This is a genomic window from Paenibacillus gyeongsangnamensis (assembly GCF_027533625.1).
GTDB lineage: Bacteria > Bacillota > Bacilli > Paenibacillales > NBRC-103111 > Paenibacillus_G > Paenibacillus_G gyeongsangnamensis.
Genome location: NZ_JAQAGZ010000009.1, coordinates 218,500 through 235,562 on the forward strand (window position 1 = coordinate 218,500; position 17,063 = coordinate 235,562).

General features: G+C 47.3%; 14 protein-coding genes and 4 pseudogenes. 12 read left to right on the forward strand and 6 right to left on the reverse strand.

Annotated elements, in window-relative coordinates:
* Nucleotides 1-33: 33 nt before the first annotated feature.
* The 4 genes from O9H85_RS15670 (at nucleotide 34) to O9H85_RS15685 (ending at nucleotide 5,263) form a co-directional block, all read left to right on the forward strand.
* Entirely contained in the window at nucleotides 34-1,836 is a 1,803-nt protein-coding gene (locus O9H85_RS15670; protein ID WP_269882370.1) for an ABC transporter ATP-binding protein, read from the forward strand.
* Nucleotides 1,833-3,941, forward strand: a complete 2,109-nt coding sequence (locus tag O9H85_RS15675) for an ABC transporter ATP-binding protein (protein WP_269882371.1) — start codon at nucleotides 1,833-1,835, stop codon at nucleotides 3,939-3,941. The genes O9H85_RS15670 and O9H85_RS15675 overlap by 4 nt, the downstream gene beginning before the upstream one ends.
* A 192-nt stretch (nucleotides 3,942-4,133) precedes the next feature.
* A complete protein-coding gene (argC, locus tag O9H85_RS15680; protein WP_269882372.1) occupies nucleotides 4,134-5,078 on the forward strand; it encodes an N-acetyl-gamma-glutamyl-phosphate reductase in 945 nt (314 codons plus the stop codon).
* 41 nt (nucleotides 5,079-5,119) lie between these two features.
* On the forward strand, nucleotides 5,120-5,263 hold the full coding sequence (locus tag O9H85_RS15685; protein ID WP_269882373.1) for a hypothetical protein: 144 nt from the start codon (nucleotides 5,120-5,122) through the stop codon (nucleotides 5,261-5,263).
* A gap of 204 nt (nucleotides 5,264-5,467) precedes the next feature.
* Here the strand turns inward: O9H85_RS15685 and O9H85_RS37770 are convergent, their stop codons facing one another.
* Nucleotides 5,468-5,584, reverse strand: coding sequence for a spore germination protein (locus O9H85_RS37770; RefSeq protein WP_409348147.1), 117 nt, complete (start codon nucleotides 5,582-5,584; stop codon nucleotides 5,468-5,470).
* Nucleotides 5,585-5,893: 309 nt separating this feature from the next.
* Nucleotides 5,894-6,187, reverse strand: coding sequence for a hypothetical protein (locus tag O9H85_RS15695; protein WP_269882375.1), 294 nt, complete (start codon nucleotides 6,185-6,187; stop codon nucleotides 5,894-5,896).
* A 335-nt stretch (nucleotides 6,188-6,522) separates the two neighbouring features.
* Between O9H85_RS15695 and O9H85_RS15700 the strand changes: the two genes are divergently transcribed.
* Nucleotides 6,523-7,014, forward strand: a complete 492-nt coding sequence (locus O9H85_RS15700; protein ID WP_269882376.1) for a GNAT family N-acetyltransferase — start codon at nucleotides 6,523-6,525, stop codon at nucleotides 7,012-7,014.
* Between the two features lie 241 nt (nucleotides 7,015-7,255).
* On the opposite strand, the gene O9H85_RS15705 is transcribed toward O9H85_RS15700, so the two are convergent.
* Genes O9H85_RS15705 through O9H85_RS15715 form a run of 3 tightly spaced genes read right to left on the reverse strand, consistent with a single transcriptional unit; the run spans nucleotide 7,256 to nucleotide 8,534 of the window.
* Complete coding sequence (locus O9H85_RS15705) at nucleotides 7,256-7,723, reverse strand: SRPBCC family protein (RefSeq protein ID WP_269882377.1); 468 nt, start codon at nucleotides 7,721-7,723, stop codon at nucleotides 7,256-7,258.
* Nucleotides 7,724-7,768: 45 nt separating this feature from the next.
* Nucleotides 7,769-8,227, reverse strand: coding sequence for an SRPBCC family protein (locus O9H85_RS15710; RefSeq protein ID WP_269882378.1), 459 nt, complete (start codon nucleotides 8,225-8,227; stop codon nucleotides 7,769-7,771).
* On the reverse strand, nucleotides 8,205-8,534 hold the full coding sequence (locus tag O9H85_RS15715; protein WP_269882379.1) for an ArsR/SmtB family transcription factor: 330 nt from the start codon (nucleotides 8,532-8,534) through the stop codon (nucleotides 8,205-8,207). Before O9H85_RS15715 ends, O9H85_RS15710 begins: the two co-directional genes overlap by 23 nt.
* A gap of 301 nt (nucleotides 8,535-8,835) precedes the next feature.
* Between O9H85_RS15715 and O9H85_RS15720 the strand changes: the two genes are divergently transcribed.
* From O9H85_RS15720 to O9H85_RS15745, 6 genes and pseudogenes are all read left to right on the forward strand, one after another.
* Nucleotides 8,836-9,024: a hypothetical protein gene (locus O9H85_RS15720; RefSeq protein ID WP_269882380.1), complete on the forward strand. Its 189-nt coding sequence runs from the start codon at nucleotides 8,836-8,838 to the stop codon at nucleotides 9,022-9,024.
* Between the two features lie 291 nt (nucleotides 9,025-9,315).
* Nucleotides 9,316-10,146: an adenine nucleotide alpha hydrolase family protein gene (locus O9H85_RS15725; protein ID WP_269882381.1), complete on the forward strand. Its 831-nt coding sequence runs from the start codon at nucleotides 9,316-9,318 to the stop codon at nucleotides 10,144-10,146.
* A gap of 460 nt (nucleotides 10,147-10,606) precedes the next feature.
* Nucleotides 10,607-11,419, forward strand: a complete 813-nt coding sequence (locus tag O9H85_RS15730) for an MOSC domain-containing protein (RefSeq protein ID WP_269882382.1) — start codon at nucleotides 10,607-10,609, stop codon at nucleotides 11,417-11,419.
* 186 nt (nucleotides 11,420-11,605) lie between these two features.
* Nucleotides 11,606-12,520, forward strand: a pseudogene (gene moaA, locus O9H85_RS15735) (GTP 3',8-cyclase MoaA).
* 812 nt (nucleotides 12,521-13,332) lie between these two features.
* Nucleotides 13,333-13,650, forward strand: coding sequence for a hypothetical protein (locus tag O9H85_RS15740; protein ID WP_269882383.1), 318 nt, complete (start codon nucleotides 13,333-13,335; stop codon nucleotides 13,648-13,650).
* 363 nt (nucleotides 13,651-14,013) lie between these two features.
* Nucleotides 14,014-14,477: pseudogene (locus O9H85_RS15745) on the forward strand (transposase); the annotation flags it as partial.
* A gap of 270 nt (nucleotides 14,478-14,747) precedes the next feature.
* Here O9H85_RS15745 and O9H85_RS15750 read toward each other — a convergent pair.
* A pseudogene (locus O9H85_RS15750) lies at nucleotides 14,748-15,921 on the reverse strand (IS3 family transposase).
* A gap of 52 nt (nucleotides 15,922-15,973) precedes the next feature.
* Here O9H85_RS15750 and O9H85_RS15755 point away from each other — a divergent pair.
* Nucleotides 15,974-16,275, forward strand: a pseudogene (locus O9H85_RS15755) (short-chain dehydrogenase); the annotation flags it as partial.
* Between the last annotated feature and the right edge of the window lie 788 nt (nucleotides 16,276-17,063).

Consider the following 17,063-nt stretch of genomic DNA (forward strand, 5'->3'; position numbering starts at 1 on the left):
TCAATAGTCTCAGTAGAAGCAGGGGGATATTGGATGGGAAGGAATCATATTTTTTGGCCCCACATCAAGGCCAATGCTTGGTCCTACGGTTTGGGTTTTGCATTATTGTCCATATCTTCCGTGATGCAGCTGTTCATTCCATGGCTGCTCGGCCAATTCACCGACCGGCTCCAAATCGGCAAGCTCACTTACGAGGAAGCGGTTCGCTTCGGAATCTGGATGATTGCCGTCGGTTTCGGCATCGCATTCTTCCGTTCGGTATCGCGGATGTATTTGTTTCGTCTCTCAAGGCAGCTGGAGATGCGGGTGCGCGGCGATCTGTTCGCGCATTGGGAGAAGCTGTCGGCGCAATATTTCAACAACCAGCGCATCGGCGACCTGATGTCCCACGCCATCAGCGACGTGGGAGTTATCCGGGAGGTGACGATGCAGGGGTATTTTACGGTGATGGAGGCCGTATTCCTGATCACCGTGTCCGTGGCCGCCATGGTCCAGACGGTCGGTCTGTGGCTTACGGTTGTCACGATGCTGCCTCTGCCGCTCCTCAGCCTGCTTGCTTATAAATTCAACCGCAAGATTATGGAGCAGTCGGCCAATATGCAGGAGGCGATCTCCGATCTGACAAGCCGGGTGCAGGAATTCACGGCAGGCATCCGTGTTGTGAAAGCGTTTATTCAGGAACAGGCGGAGCGCAAGCTGTTCACCGAGGACAACCGGAGGGCGGTGGAGATGAACCGGCGGTTCGTTCGCTCCAACTCGCTCTTCGGCGCCCTCAGCACCGGGATCGTCGGCTTCAGCTTCCTGGTATCCGTCATTGTGGGCGGTATTATGGTCCTGAAGCAAGGCATTACGCTCGGCGAATTCGTGGCTTTCAACACGTATCTGTCGCTTTTGATGGGACCGATCGAGGGGCTGGGCAAGGTCGTCAACCTGCTTCAGCGCGGAAAAGCGTCAGAGCAGCGGCTGATGGAAATTTTCAACACGGAGCCGGACGTGGTGGACGACATCATGGCCAAGGACGATATTCAGGACATTGCAGGCGACATCGAAATCCGCAACCTGACATTCTCTTACCCGGAGGCGGGGCGTCCGACGCTTCGCGACGTTTCGCTCAAGGTGCCGAAGGGTACGAGTCTTGCGATCGTAGGCCGGGTCGGCAGCGGCAAGAGCACGCTCGTGCATCTGCTGGTCAGGCTGTATAACCCGCCGAAGGGGACGGTATTCGTCGACGGGCACGATATCCACGAAATTCCGCTCCGCACGCTCCGGGGACAGATCGGAATTGTGCCGCAGGACCAATTCCTGTTCTCTTCGACGATTCGGGATAATATCGGATTCGACCCGAAGCCGTACTCCGACGATCAGGTCGTCGAGGCGGCGAAGGTCGCTCAGGTGTACGACAACATCGTGGAATTCCCGCATCAATTCGATACGGCGCTCGGCGAGCGGGGGATTTCTCTATCCGGCGGTCAGCGTCAGCGTGTGAGCATTGCCCGGGCAATTATTAAGAAGCCTTCCGTGCTCATCTTCGACGACAGCCTCTCGGCCGTGGATACGATTACGGAGGATCTGATCCTGGAAGGCCTCGAATCCGTCATGAACAAGCGTACGACCATCATTATCGGACACCGGATCTCCAGCGTTCAGAACGCCGATCAGATCATCGTCATGGATGAAGGCCGCATTGTGGAGCGCGGAACGCATGAACAGCTGCTCGGCAAGAACGGTATCTATGCGGACATGTATCACAAGCAGCTGCTTGACCGGGAAGCGGAGCGCGAGGACGGAATGGCGCAGACGCAGGCGCGGTTGCTCCAAGGGGGAGCCGGAGCATGAATATTCATTCGGAGAATAATATCAATCATCTGAAGGACTCGCAGCTGCTTTCGCGGCTCCTGTCTTACGCCAAGCCTTATTGGCGAATGATTCTGCTTTGCATCATGCTGGCCTTCCTTAGCGTCGTTTCCGATCTGGCCCGGCCCTACATTATGAAGATTGCCATTGACGGACATATTAACGGATTGCATAAGCCGATGGCCATGGCCGATGCCCTTCAGGCCGACCGGCTGAAGCGCGAATATGGCGAAACGGTCGTTTGGAACGGCAAAGCTTACGCCCGGCTCGACCCGGGCACAACCCTTCCCGAGGGTTTGGGCAAAGCACAAATTGTGAGAGCGGGCGGGGAGGAATGGCTCGTTCCGGATTGGCTCCCGGCCCAGGCATCCGTAGAAGGGGCGAATATTCTAGCAGCGGCAGGCGGTAACGGCGGGGTGATCGTCGACGGGAAAACTTATCCTGCCGTTCCTTTGGACCCCGCCGCCCTGGATGCGTTCCGCAAGCAGGACTATCTCGGTTTTGCCAAGCTGGGCGCCTTGTTCCTGCTGGCCGTGGCCGGCGCTGCGCTGCTGAACTATTACCAGAGCAATCTGCTCCAGTTCACGGGGCAGACCATTATCTTCAACATCCGGCAGCAGCTGTTCACGCATCTCAGCCGCATGTCGATGTCCTACTTCGACCGCAATCCGGTCGGACGGCTCGTGGTCCGGGTCACGCAGGATACGGAGGCGCTCAACCAGCTGTATTCCCAGGTCGTCGTCAACCTGGTGAAGGATATGATCGTCCTGATCGGCATTATCGTAATCATGCTGCAGATGAACGTAAAGCTGGCGCTGCTCTCCTTCGCCGTGCTTCCGTTCCTCGCGGGTCTGACGTTCTGGTACCGCTCGGTCATCCGGGAAGCACAGCGGGTATCGCGGGTTATTCTATCGAGACTCAATTCTTTCCTGGCCGAGAACTTGTCCGGAATCCGGATCACTCAGTTGTTTATCCGGGAGGAGCGGCAGCGGGAGCAGTTCGACGCGCATAATACCGAGTACTACAGGGCTGGAATGCGGGGCACCGTCATCAACTCGATCTTCCAGCCGGCCATCGGTTTCCTGGGAAATATCGCGATCGCCCTGCTGCTGTGGTACGGGGGCGCGAGCGTCATTGACGGAGGCATTACGTTCGGTATCGTGTATGCTTTCACCCATTATGTCAGACAGTTCTTCCAACCGCTGATGAGCTTGGCGGAGAAATATAACCAAATCCAGACGGCCATGGTGGGCGCGGAGCGGATCTTCGAAACGCTCGACGAACAGCCGGCCATCGTCGATCCCGTGAAGCCGAGGCATCTGCCGGAGCGGGTGCGCGGGGAGATTGCATTCGAGAACGTATGGTTCGCCTACGCGGGGGAGGATTGGGTGCTGAAGGATGTATCCTTCACCATTCTGCCCGGACAGACCGTCGCTTTCGTCGGGGCTACCGGCGCGGGCAAGAGCTCGATCATTCAGCTGATCAACCGGTTCTACGATATCCAGAAGGGCAGCATCAAGCTGGACGGCGTCGATATCCGCGACATTCCGCTGGATGAGCTGCGCCGTTACATCAGCATCGTGCAGCAGGACGTCTTCCTATTCACGGGCGACATCGCCTCGAACATCCGGCTAAACAACGCCGGGATTACGGATGCCGAAGTGGTCCAAGCGGCGAAGATGGTGCACATCGACGAATATATCCGGACGCTGCCGGACGGCTACGGCACGCTGCTCGGGGAGCGGGGCATCAACCTGTCGCTCGGCCAGCGCCAGCTGCTTTCTTTCGCCCGGGCGATCGCCTTCGAGCCGCAAATCCTGATTCTCGACGAGGCGACCTCGAACATTGATACCGAGACGGAGCTCGTCGTGCAGGATGCGCTAAACAATATCTCCGCCGGCCGGACGACGCTGATCATCGCCCACCGCTTATCCACGATCCAGCATGCCGACCAGATTATCGTCATGCACAAGGGCAAGGTGCGCGAGATCGGCAGCCATTACCAGCTGCTTGCGCAGCGGGGATACTATTACCGGCTGTACGAGCTCCAGTACAAGGAACAGAAGCCGCTGCCGAAGGCGCGGTAGGCTTGGGAGCTTATGCAATTTCGACTAAGCTAACTCGTACGCTAGTTCAATAAAACAACATCTCGAGGCTGCCGCGGAGTGATTATCGGCAGCCTCGTTGCGATTGGGCAGGATAACTCAACAATTACAATTGAATATATATACATTTCGATATATAATTATACACATGTATAAATGGTAAGGAGTGGAAAAGTGAAATATAAAATATTTGTGGATGGTCAAGAAGGTACAACAGGTTTAAAAATACATGATTACTTATCTAAGATTTCTAACATAGAAGTAATCAAAATTGAGTCGGAAAAGCGAAAAGATTACGAAGCCCGTAGGGCTTTATTAAATGAAGCAGATGTTGTATTCCTTTGTCTTCCAGATTCCGCTTCAAGGGATTCCGTATCTATGATAAGTAATAATAAGACCAAAATAATTGATGCAAGTACGGCGTTTAGGACCAACCAGGAGTGGACATACGGATTACCAGAATTACATAAAAATCAAAGAAATAAAATCCAAAATTCATCTAGAGTATCAGTCCCAGGATGTCACGCGACAGGATTTATTTTGGCTATACAGCCCTTGGTAGCTGAAGGAATTATACCGAGGGATTACCCTACGTCTTGTTATTCGCTTACAGGATATAGTGGTGGAGGTAAGAGACTTATATCTGAATATCAGAACTCAAATAGAGAACAGCTTTTCGCACCAAGACAATATGCACTTAACCTTAACCACAAGCATCTTCCAGAAATGCAACTGTATTCTGGGTTGAACTCAGCACCACTTTTCACTCCAATAGTCGCAAACTATTATCAGGGTGATGCAGTTACTATTCCTCTCTTTCCTAGAATGTTTATAAAGAATGTAACGGCAAGAGATATTCAAGAACTGCTTGCCTCGTATTATAAAGATGAACGTTTTATTCGAGTTATTCCATACGACTCTGAGGCATATCTTGAAGACGGTTACTTTAATCTCATGCAATGCAATAATACAAATTATTTGGATATATTTGTTTTTGGCCATAAAGATGAAATATTACTTGTTTCTAGATTTGATAATTTGGGAAAAGGCGCCTCGGGGGCAGCCATTCAAAATATGAACATTATGCTTGGATTTGACGAAGGTATAGGACTAGAGTAAGAGAAATAAGCGATCCGGAGGACGAACGCGTAACCCGGCATGTGGACGTGACGCGCAGCGCCTTCCTGGAAGCGGGACAGATCGTAGACCATTATTACAGAAAAGGCGTGGCGGCGGCGATCATTCGAAAAGCCGAGCGCCCCGCAGCAGGTGATTCCCTCAGATCGGAAGGACGATTGGAATAGCCTGCCCGGCTATGAAATAAAGCAGTGGGGCGGTGGACGATATTTGGTGATACACAAAAAGCTGAGTGATTTTCCGAAGCCAACCGTACTCGGGCTGCTGTCGATTTATTTTTCGCTGGAAGAGATCGAGCGTCTGAGCAAGCAAATGTTCGATCCGAGTTATGAAAACGTTTTCTTATTTATGAACGAGGACAAACAGCTCGTCTATATGTCCGGCGATCCGTCCGATGAACGGAATCGGCTTGAGGCAGCATCACCGATGTTGACAGTGGCACCTGTACTGACACAATTGATTTTTACATGCCCTACAATGGAAGGCATTTGAGAACCACCAGGATACTTGTTGTCGTTGTCAGCGGGGTTTAATTTTACAAACAGCGGGTGGCTCTTTGCTAACCTCGATAGTTTCTTAAAATGGACTACACAACACAGTCCATTCTGTAGTCAAGCAAGCGGCCATAGGGATATAGCGCAGTTTGATTCAATGTCGCCAGAAAAGACGATGGACGCTCATATCCGATGATCGCGCCGCACGGGTTGCCGTTATCGTAAAGACAAACCGGAACGGTACATACAAACTGGCCCGAATATCTATGGCAAGAATGGGCTCGGCGACGACTCCGTTGCCGACTATATACAGAACGCATTTTTAATGCCTTGATGAAGCGAGGTTAACCGGCCCTGATTCACATGAAAAAAAATCATAAGTCCATGGGGACCCGCCATGCGTTGAAAGGCTTTCTCCACCTTCTCCCAAGACGCTTTTTCCTCAATGAGCGCGGTTCCGACGACCGGATCCCACCGCCCCAGTTCTCGCTCGAATGCCACTACAAGAGCTTCATAGCTCAGACCCGAAGGGATGTCCTCGCGATTGATCGATGTATAAGCAACCATTTTGTATGGACTGAATGGACCGTATGCCATTGGAATCCTCCTTCGATGAAACGGACTTCACATCCATTCTATTTCCCTGCTTCAACCGTAAGAACGAAACGTAGAAGGAAAAATTCCGCCGAAGGAAGTAATCTCTATGAAGTGTCTAAGGGCAATAAAACTAGGCTTGTTTATCAGTGGCAATCGGGTTTCGTGGCACAAGTTTGTTAAACTAACGGGTACGATAGTTTAATGTCGGAAGGGCTGCCGCGTGGCGGCCCTTCGTTTCTCTAACTGGCAGATTAGCGTTTTAATAAAAAAAGGAAAACAAAATAGGATAACGAATTTCTGAAATACATTAGATAAACGGAAAAGGAGGTTCTGACGTGGGTATTGAAATTAGATCATACCAAGAAAATGATGCATCTGCTATAGAGTTAATATGGAACCATGTTATTGATGAAGGTGAAAGTTTTCTTTGGACAGAACATTTTTCTAAAGACAAGATCATGGAGATAATAAAGAAACAAGATGAAATTTATTGCGCCATTGACCTTGAAAGTGGCGAAGTTGTAGGCTTTTATATATTGCATAAGAACTATCCAGGGAGAGGCAGTCATATTGCAAATGCATTATATGCCGTCCGATTCGACTATAGAAAAAAAGGAATTGGAAAGATGTTGGGGAACCATTCAATTGAAAAATCTCGGCAATGTGGCTATAGAGGCATTCAATTTAATTCAATAGTTTCTAGTAATACTGCTTCTATTCGACTGTGGGAAAGTTTGGGTTTTGAGCGCGTAGGAACGATAAAAGAGGCGTTCAAGAAAAGTGAAACACAATTTGTTGATTTGTATGTTTATTTCAGGAGATTGTAATTAACAACGATCATAAGAGATGGTTAAGTTAATTGTTCAACTAACGGGAGACGATAGCGCGGCGATGGAACCTATCCATCGCTTGTTTTCGTTTTTGTGGGCTCCACTCAACAAACGGGCAGTAGAGCTCCATGCCAGTGAAGCAGGCACTACCCACAAAGTAGATGAAGAAAAAAGCCAGCAGCACATGCCACTGGCATACCTTGCAACTTCCTGGATCTCTTCAGAACGGTAACTAAATTTAGAGTTTCCACGGGGAGCCCGAGCCGGTTTCACAGAAGCTAGCGAGGCTTAATAGAAAGTGATCCCAGCCGCGTGAGCAATCTCCATAACACTCACACTGTTGCTTCAATCCAAGGTGCTCAAAGCTTAACTTGCAGGATGCCTCTGATTCGGCAGTAAGTGCGAAAATCACCTTCGTCGACGGCCATTCGGGAAAAGCGTTGTGGGCCACGCAGCTCCAAGCCACGAGCTCCGGATCACGAAGTTCGTCGATACGCATTTCAATAAGGTGGCCGGGCCCATCGAATTCCAGACGCACGATGCCTCCCTTCTCATGTTCACCTTGCACGTTGCCGGTCCACCAGCCCGCAATTCCATGGTTGGTTGAAAGAGCTTGAAAAACTTTCTCTTGTGATGCCTTAATGAGTAGCGTTTTCCGGTAATGCGCGGCAGGCGCTAATTGTTCCGACAATTGCTTTGTGTTCATTTCCTTAATTCCTCCTTTGGTTTCCATATGTATCGAACGTGCAGTTTATCGACCCGACGGTGTAGCATACGGATCGGGACCGGGGTCACGGCCTTGAGCCACGGCCTGCAACCGGCTTGTATAATGTAGCCACCCTTGTAATTGAGAAGGCATTCCAGCCACCGGTAAACCGGAATGCGTAAGCACAAGCCGCGTACCGTTCGCTTCAGGATATAGCCGGAATTCAACGGTGCTGGAACCGGGCGGCATGAGCTGAGAGTGTGTCCAGCCCCAGGTCAGCACCACCTTTTCGTATGGCACCAACTCGACATATTCACCTACCGCGATATTGCTGTCGTTGATATCGATCCGAAAGGCGCCGCCGATTTTCGGCTCCAGAAGCACGTGCCGACCGATCCATTGGGTCATTTTTTCCGGGTTGGTAAAAAAAGGAAAGAGTGTTTCCGGCCTGCATTCGATAAACAGTTCGCGGGTGACGCTTTTACTTTCGTTCTCGCTGTTCATGACGGCTCCTTTCTTCGGCTTCCGCGGCCTCTTTCAAGCGCTGCAGGCTTTCATCCCAAAAACGGTCGATATATTCTTTCAATTCACTGAAGCCCTCCCTTCTCAAACGGTAGTACCGTTTGGTGCCCGCGCGACGCACGGCGACAAGGCCGGCGTCCTCGAGAACCTTGAGATGCTGCGAAACTGCAGGTGCGGTTACGTCGAAATGAGCGGCGATAGCACTGGAAGCAAGCTCGCCGTTTTGGACAAGCGTAAGGATGTCCCGGCGCCGTGGTTCTGACAAAGCGTGAATGGCTTTTTCGATCATGGCATAATATTAGCATTTACTTAATTTAGTGTCAACTTAATTAAAGAATATTGTAATAGAAGTTGTCCGATGCCGTAACATATAATAAAGCTAGATCATTGCGCTCCCTCTGAGAACATTAGTTGAATAAACAGCGGCCCGCCGCTGTTTCATTTTATAGGCGCGGGTTAAGCAATATGAAGCAGAATAATCGTCGTCGTATCGTCGTCAAAAGATACGGCATTTTTTTTATTTCAATAAAGTAATGCATGAATACCTTGAGGAACAAAATTTACTTAAAATAGAATTGGTCGTAAAAGAAATGGTCGATAATTTCAAAAAAGAAATTACAGAATCTGTATTTATGCCAGATTGGGCAAAAAATATGGCGCTAAATAATATTCCAACGTTGGAGCTATTTGAAAATAGTCAAAAACATCTTATTGATGAATTGGTGCATGAGCTAAAGTTTAAACCGATGACAGGGTTTACAGGAACGTGGTTGAAATAGGATAAAGAAGCCTCCGACCCTTAAGTCGGGGCAGTACCAGCGTGGCTGACAGCACCAGCCATCCCTAATTGAACGGGTACGTTAGTTCGACAACCGCGACAGTCTAGGACTTTATTTTCCCGTCCTAGGCTGCCGCGGTTTCTTTTATTGGCTCAGTCTAAGACTTATTAAACAGAGTCTGCCGTGATTGGAATTCAAAAATTGCATGAAATCAACTCATCCGGTCTAATACTTTTATTTTCCCGGAACATTAGGGATTTCACGGCTGTCTTCTCGACGGGAGATGTCCATATGGTCATCCATCATTGGATGGGCATTGACGATCTTCCCGATGGGCGGCTGCTTGGGGAAGACAGCGGCATCCAGTGGAATCGCATCCTTGATGAAGAAGGCTTAACCGGTGAGTTGTTTGGGTACCTTCAGAAGCAAGACTTCGGGGTATTTCTGCCGATTCGGACTTTTTTGGATGCCTACTTGTTTGAGATGGCCGGCCGGCACGTTCCAGAGCGGCTCGTATCGCCAAAGCATAAACTGAAAGTTTGGTTTGTGCGAGAAGATATGGCGCTACTAGTGGAGTTCTTCTTCCATCAGCCATTTGCTCCTTACGTAGTCGGGGCGACGATGAGTTGGCCCCTTCGCTTAGAGGATGTCATGGAGTATGAAACGCTTTCCTTGTTTAGCGACGAAGACGTGAGGGTAGAACGACCTGCAGCTGCAACTTCGTTCGGCGGTGAGGAGTTTGCCATCGATGAGGCGGTTCCCGAGGATCTGGAGCGGGAGACGGATGCGGCAATAGAGCGGTGTTTTGCAGAGCACGATACGGTGGTCGCTAATTTTTCAGGGGGCAAGGATAGTTCAGTGATCATGCAAAAATGTATCCGGTATAAGCTCGCTCATCGAGAATGCAAGACAAAGCTGATCATTCTCTCGGCCGATACCGGCAGTGTAGACCAGCCCTTAATGAAGGAGCACATTCGGAAGGTTCAAAAGGCAGTAGCGGCACTTCCGATCGATATCCCGTTCATCATATCAGAACCGGATGTGGAAGATTCGTATCTCACTTGCGTGCTTGGTAGGGGTTATAAACCGTGTGACTTTACCTATAAATTCACCATCCCATGAACCATAAGATTGCCATAAATAAATAATAGCAATCTCTTCTGAAAGATCATCCGAATTGATTTGAATTAACCCAAAAATTTGCCATAAGTAAAATTTGGAACCATAAGCTTGCCCTAAGTCTGGTAAGCCTAATGTCTTGTAAAACCAATGGATCCGAAGCATACCGAAGGCCAAAGACCTCTTTATCTGTCAAAGTTGAAATCTTGAGAATAAACGCGAAAAATAGGCGAAAACATTACTTTATAGTTGGGAGGTTTGCTATTGCCCCTTTCGCTATCTCTCCAATAGTTCATAAATCAGAGTTTGAAGTCCATAAACGATTTATTTCATCTATGGGTTTGATTAAAAATTCAATATTGATCTATAGCTTTAATAAAATTATAGTAAGTGTAATCCTACGGTATGAAGCCGGTTGTATGTGGGTATGGTAGAGGAATATGTGTAAGAAGGAGATGCTGCTATGGGTCAGCCGAATGTAGTCTCGCTATGGAGATATCCCGTCAAATCGATGATGGGCGAAGAGTTAAATGCAACCGATATAACGGAAGAAGGACTGGTCGGAGATAGAAAATATGCGTTGATTGATACTTCAACAGGTAAACTTGCTAATGCAAAGAATCCGATCAAATGGCCGAATATGTTTGATTATCGCGCCGCTTATGTTGAACCGCCTCAAGATCCGGCGAAGCTTCCTGCGGTTAGAATTACGTTTCCCGACGGCAGTTGGGGAGTCACAACGGATGGAGACTTAGATCAAAGGCTAACCAAGCATCTTGATCGGCCTGTCAAAGTAGCGACGATTTCCTCCGAAGCCGGCGATGTTCAGTTTGAGGGATATATCCCTGATATTGAAGGACTCAATAATAGGAAATCCGTTTTTACACGCAGCTCTCCGGAAGGCACTTTTTATGATATTGACATCGTTCACTTATTAACTACCGCAAGCATTAACAAAATGAGAGAGCTGATTCCGGAAAGCCGTATTGAGGTTAGACGTTTCAGGACCAATATTGTCATAGATGTCCCCAATGAAGAAGGTTTTGTGGAGAACGGTTGGGTCGGCAAACAGATTCGAATCGGCGACGAAGTCTTGCTTCAAGTAACGCAGCCCTGTATTCGGTGCATCATGACAACCTTGGCTCAAGGAGATCTCCCCAACGATCCGGCGATTCTGCGGACAGCAGTTAAGCATAATAAAGGTGCCATGGGGGTATATGCCAAAGTGATTCAAACGGGGCGAATTCGCCGCGGAGATAAGATTGTAATCGAATAGCCCGGATTTAGAATAATATCCATGAACCTATGTAGGATTGGTTTTCTATATAGGTTCATTGCTTTATCACGAGATGAGGGGGGATAACGGTTGGAAACGAATAAGATACTTGATGCGCTTGGACGTCCTCTTCGTGATTTACGAATATCTGTGACAGACCGATGCAATTTCCGCTGTCGGTACTGTATGCCAGAAGAAATATTCGGTCCGGATTTTCCGTTTATGAAAGAAAATCAACTGTTATCTTTTGAGGAGATAGACCGACTAGCCCAAATTTTCGTGTCGCTAGGGGTTGAGAAAATCCGTCTAACCGGAGGAGAGCCTCTGTTACGGAAAAATGTGTCGGACTTAATACGAAGATTGACCGAAATTGAAGGTCTTTACCTTAACGACCAATGGATCTCTTCTTTCTAAACAAGCAAAGGAACTTAGCGCAGCGGGGTTGAAACGGATCAATGTTAGTTTGGATAGTCTAAATGAAGAGACGTTTCAACGGATGAACGGGGGGCGCTGCAGTGTAAGCACTGTTCTGCAAGGAATTGAAGCTGCTGCTGCCGAGGGGGTTGCCGTAAAGGTAAACATGGTCGTGCAGAAGGGAAAAAATGAAAACGACATTTTACCGATGGCGCAATATTTTCGGAAAACGGGCCATATTCTACGATTTATCGAATTTATGGAAGTTGGAAATAGCAATGGGTGGAATCTTGAACAAGTCGTAACCAAACAAGAAATCAAGGAATTGATTCATAACTTGATGCCGCTTGAGCCTATAGAGGCCAATTATTCGGGTGAGGTAGCCTCACGTTATCGGTATCAGGGGTCTGATGATGAAATCGGGATTATATCTTCGGTAAGTGAACCCTTTTGTTCAAGCTGCAATCGTGCGCGTCTTGCTGCAAACGGTCAGCTATTCACATGCCTCTTCGCCACACAAGGGACAGACTTGATGAGTTTGATTCGGTCCGAATCAAGAAATGAAATCGTTAGAGATAAGATAGCGGAAATTTGGAATCTTCGACACGTTCAATATTCGGAGGAACGTTTTTTGAAGACCGACCTACGAATCGTCAGAAGATTGAAATGCATTATATCGGGGGATGACAACGCAATAATTGCTTGATTCCGCCGATTAGCGGAAGAGCCCACACAAAAACCTGTACAGCCGCTGAGCAGAGGCTTCATTCTGCAACCAGTTCTTTTCCATTAGCTAATGCGAATCTCCCTTGAAATCCTAAGTTTTCACATTTTCACATGTATAACATCAATAAAAAGAAGTGTGCTAATTGCTTCATAGAACGATGTACGAGTACGCTTAACAAGTCAGTCCAGGCTGTCTTTTCGATATTTACATTTTTTAATGAACCCCGACTTCCAGTCCGTAGATGCACAAATTACCGTGCGCCTAGTCAGGACAAGGGATACTGCGATTTTGGATAACATCGCATGGCTACGGTTAAAGCAGTGAAATGAATATGAACGAGCATGAGTCCCAGTCAGCAAAGCAGGACATGCGAGATTCTGTGAATGGGGAAGGAGAATATATCACTGAGCTAACATTGGTGGATCGCCTTGTGAAATAACTGTTCTTCTGCTGCTTGGAGAAGACCGTATTTACAACAAAATGAGATCGAAGTGGATCACAAGTACGAAGAGGCAAGCGAGCAGAGATACGTTCGCCCATAGCTATCCTGACTTGCTGGAAAGTTAAGGGTAGCATTAAGCCGCAAGGCGGAGCTGTGAACCAAAATGGTAACAAGATCTCACCGCCCCTTAATATCCTCGACTGTGATCTAGTAAATCTGGCTCTGAATACTTCCCGTTCTCCTCCAAATTCCCTCAAGTCGTCAAAGTTGAAAAACTAAGAGTGTTTGAGAAAACAGGACAAAAATTACTTTAAAGTGGGAGGAATGAATATGTATGCGAGAGGTATTTACTTTCAGCTACATGAAGATAAAGAACAACGGATAATACATGTGTTAGATTTGGGAGATGGTGTGCCGCTGATAAATGCTGTTCCCCTTCTTCAAAAACAACTAAACATAAAGTACGATAAAAATAATAATTGGTATTGGATCACATACAATACGGATGGAGATATCTATGAGCATAGCGCAGAGCTGATAAAACACTTAGATTATAATGAAACACATCTATATGAGCCATATACTATGATTTCTAAGGAACGTCATGAAAAATTAATAGCATTTTATCAGAAACGATTCACCTTTTGAATGCTCGTGTTTTAGCCATCAATGATATGGTTGGGGACTAGAAGCATTATCAGTCCGACGTAGAAAAGTTGATCCATCGAGCATAAAAACGATTCGTTGAAACAAGCGTAGCCGTTTCAACGGGATAGTTCATACATTAGACGAGTCTGTCAAGAATTTTGTATAAACTCTCAAAATCGATCTATGTGATCAATCAGCTTCCAACTGACTAAAAGGCTACTTTAGCGTTTGGGTAACGCCCCCCAATCCCTTTTAGTCGGATGTTTCTTACCTTGGGTTTATTCGACAAGATACAAGTATTATCCTGCCCGATCGTATTATGAGGTCAGCCATTTTTTTTGGTTGATCCTTTTTTATTTTGAAGAAATTGATGAGTATGATTTAATTCAATCGATCCCAGGAGTCGGACCTAAAATTGCTGCCACAATTTTAGCGGAGATTGGAGAAATCGATCGATTTCATCATCCAAAGAAGCTCGTAGCTTATGCCGGTATAGATCCAAGCGTCTTTTCGTCCGGAAAGTTACGGTAACCCAGAATCGAATCACCAAACGCAGGGCGAGACAACTGCGATACGCCTTAATTATGGCTGTTCAATGCGGGTTGACGCGTTCACGAAATACTCGACTTAAGGAATATTACGACCGAAAGAGAGCCGAAGGAAAGCCACACAAAGTAACCCTGGTCGCGTGTGCCATTAAGTTGATTCACTGGATCTTCGCAATCTTAAAAACTAAAAAGACATTCCGCACTATAACCTTCAAAAAAAACATGGGGAAATGGAGGGTTATTTGGCATGCCTACTTTTCACTATATTACAGCAGTTAACATTATCGTGCTGGAAATCTTGACAAGCTATTAGCTGGTATAGCTTAATAGGGCATACCGGATTTTTCCCATCTTCCATTAATTGTATGTCAACCCACTCGCTAAGCCAAGTCAAATTTTCAAAGGTGGGGGAATTTTAAATGAGCGAATGGTGGATTTTTCAGTTGACAAATACAATCATGCCCGTCTCTCCATGTAAAGGGCTTTGTCCGTCTGCTAGACCTTAATGACCAGCGGTGGTACATTCTGCTGCTGAATAGCTTGTACAAATTAGACTGGAGATAAATCGTACAAACTGCCATGAATCCGTCGCTGATTATAAAATAGGATATAGTCTGATACGGTCTGATAAGCATCCTGATAACTATCAAACTCATGTCTGGATAGACAATCCTTCTCCAGAATGGCATGAAACGCCTCAATATGTGCATTTTTGTTCGGTGTTTTTGGCGGTTTTCGCTCATGCTCTACCTGAAGCTTCAAACAGGTTTCTTCAAAGACATGGCTAATGAACTGCGGACCGTTATCGGTACGAATCATCGGTAGGGACTCTTTACCAAAGAGTTGTCGTTTCCAAAGGGCACGTTGTACGATCTGCGCGGCATGTTTGCCTTCGCAAGACAGACCCATGTGGTAATCGATGATCGACCGATCATAAACATCAATGAGGCTCAGCAGGAAAAAGAACCGCTCTTCTGCTGCGATATAACCGTACTTTACGTCTATTCCCAAAGTTGATTAGAGCCCCGGATTTCCCGGTTATTTGCCAGCTTTCTGGGATACTGCACCCGTTTTCGCCGTTGAGGCTGAAGGATGTCTAGTTCATGGCAAAGTCGATATACACCATGCTGCCGCTTGAGGCATACGGTTAATTTTCGATAACCATAGGTTGACTCTTCCCCGGCAATGAGCTCCATCAGCCATTCCTTGATCAGATTGTCACTGATGGGACGCTTTTGGTGGTTGAAAGAATACCTAGGGATTGGACGACCACCATTGTATACTCGTTCTTTCTTGAAATGCTTTTTTCGGTAGTAATACGTAGCTTCATTGAACCCGACGATTCGCAGCAACACTGCAGCTTTATACCCCCGCGCAATCCATGTGTCGGCGATCTCTATTTTGTCCGATAGGCGGGGTTCACCTTTTTTACGAGGTCACGCAGAATCGCTATCTCCAGATCCTTTTCACCCAGCAGTTTCTTTAACTTGTCGTTCTCATATTCCAACTCTTGAAATTCCTTGGGTGATGGCGTATAAGCCGTTATTTTTTTGGCTTCCGGAGCGGTCTTTTTCTAATCTGTTTGTTTGGATTGACGAATCCATCGGGATAACATCTTGCCGTCAATTCCATGACGTCTTGCGACTTGATTGGCATTTCCTACTTCGAGTGCTTCTTAGATGAGCTGCTGTTTAAATTCCTTGCTGTAACTCTTCCGCTGCATCTTTCATCCCTACACTTTGCTTAATTCATATTGTAGTGGATTAAGGGAAGGTACTTCCACAACGGCAAACAGCCTGCATCCGGGCGCAGTCAGTACGAACATAGGCATCGATCGCGATACCGGCTTCGGCAAGGCAATCCACGCCGTGCTGCGTCCATTCTTCCTCACCTCGGCGCAGGGCGCGGAGACGGCTCTTTATTTGGCTTCGAGCCGGAGGTTCGAACGGTCAATGGGGAGTACTTTTACAAAAAGAAAGTGGCGGCAACCTCTGCGAGAGCGAAAAATGATGAACAAGCACACCGGTTTTGGGAATGGAGCGAGCAAGAAGTCGGGCTCACATCGGTTCCTGTATAAGGCAGCTATGATAAGCAAAAGGCACCGTTCTCAATATGGGTCAGTTTCAGTATAATCTACGTAATCAATTCTCTATAATTTGCAAATCGAAACAGCAAAGACTAGGACTAACAGGAAAGTGCACAACGACCACATGCTGCCGGCATTACTGGGCGGCCTGTTCAGTTATAAAGGAAAAGATACAAGCATTATGCCAAGCCAGCGACCTAAGGATCATAGAAAGTCAAGCAAAAGTTGAACCTCGGATAAATTGTACCGAAGTTCAACTTTTACTTGACTTAAATAGACTCTCGGAAGTCGAAGGGGGATAAGAGCGGCAAATAGCGAAAACAACTGGAAATTCGGATATAACCGAAGTGCAAACTTCCGTTTTCAAGATATTTTCAAAAGTGGGCATGTCAAAGAAGCCGTTTCATTAGATTTTTTTTAAAATGAGCCGAGTTATGCCACAGGCAGGTTCACAAGATTTCGAAGCTCTTTCAGCTTTTCTTCCTGGTGGACATACCAAGCGTCAATATGCTGGCACATTATAATGCCGTATGTGCGGATGTACCACATCTTCGTTGAGCGATGTCGGCCGGACTCCAATTTGTAATCGATCTTCTCCCGTTTGTTGGAACGTTCGACCGTCGTACGACGCTTGTAAATGAGCTTCCACTTTTCGGAGTCGCGAGGTGTTTCCGGGAAAAGCCGCGGGTTGTCTTTGCAGGATATATGGAAAGTACGTCCATGCTTCGCGGTTGTGCAGGGCTTGGAGCATAAGTTTTCCGTACCTCGTTGTAGTGGGC

What these genes read in the sequence shown, in the direction of transcription:
- O9H85_RS15670 (WP_269882370.1), top strand. Translation starts at nt 34, where the DNA reads ATGGGAAGGAATCATATTTTTTGGCCCCACATCAAGGCCAATGCTTGG.
- O9H85_RS15675 (WP_269882371.1), top strand. Translation starts at nt 1,833, where the DNA reads ATGAATATTCATTCGGAGAATAATATCAATCATCTGAAGGACTCGCAG.
- O9H85_RS37770 (WP_409348147.1), bottom strand. Translation starts at nt 5,584, where the DNA reads ATGCCTTCCATTGTAGGGCATGTAAAAATCAATTGTGTCAGTACAGGT.
- O9H85_RS15695 (WP_269882375.1), bottom strand. Translation starts at nt 6,187, where the DNA reads ATGGCATACGGTCCATTCAGTCCATACAAAATGGTTGCTTATACATCG.
- O9H85_RS15705 (WP_269882377.1), bottom strand. Translation starts at nt 7,723, where the DNA reads ATGAACACAAAGCAATTGTCGGAACAATTAGCGCCTGCCGCGCATTAC.
- O9H85_RS15710 (WP_269882378.1), bottom strand. Translation starts at nt 8,227, where the DNA reads ATGAACAGCGAGAACGAAAGTAAAAGCGTCACCCGCGAACTGTTTATC.
- O9H85_RS15715 (WP_269882379.1), bottom strand. Translation starts at nt 8,534, where the DNA reads ATGATCGAAAAAGCCATTCACGCTTTGTCAGAACCACGGCGCCGGGAC.
- O9H85_RS15720 (WP_269882380.1), top strand. Translation starts at nt 8,836, where the DNA reads ATGGTCGATAATTTCAAAAAAGAAATTACAGAATCTGTATTTATGCCA.
- O9H85_RS15725 (WP_269882381.1), top strand. Translation starts at nt 9,316, where the DNA reads ATGGTCATCCATCATTGGATGGGCATTGACGATCTTCCCGATGGGCGG.
- O9H85_RS15730 (WP_269882382.1), top strand. Translation starts at nt 10,607, where the DNA reads ATGGGTCAGCCGAATGTAGTCTCGCTATGGAGATATCCCGTCAAATCG.
- O9H85_RS15740 (WP_269882383.1), top strand. Translation starts at nt 13,333, where the DNA reads ATGTATGCGAGAGGTATTTACTTTCAGCTACATGAAGATAAAGAACAA.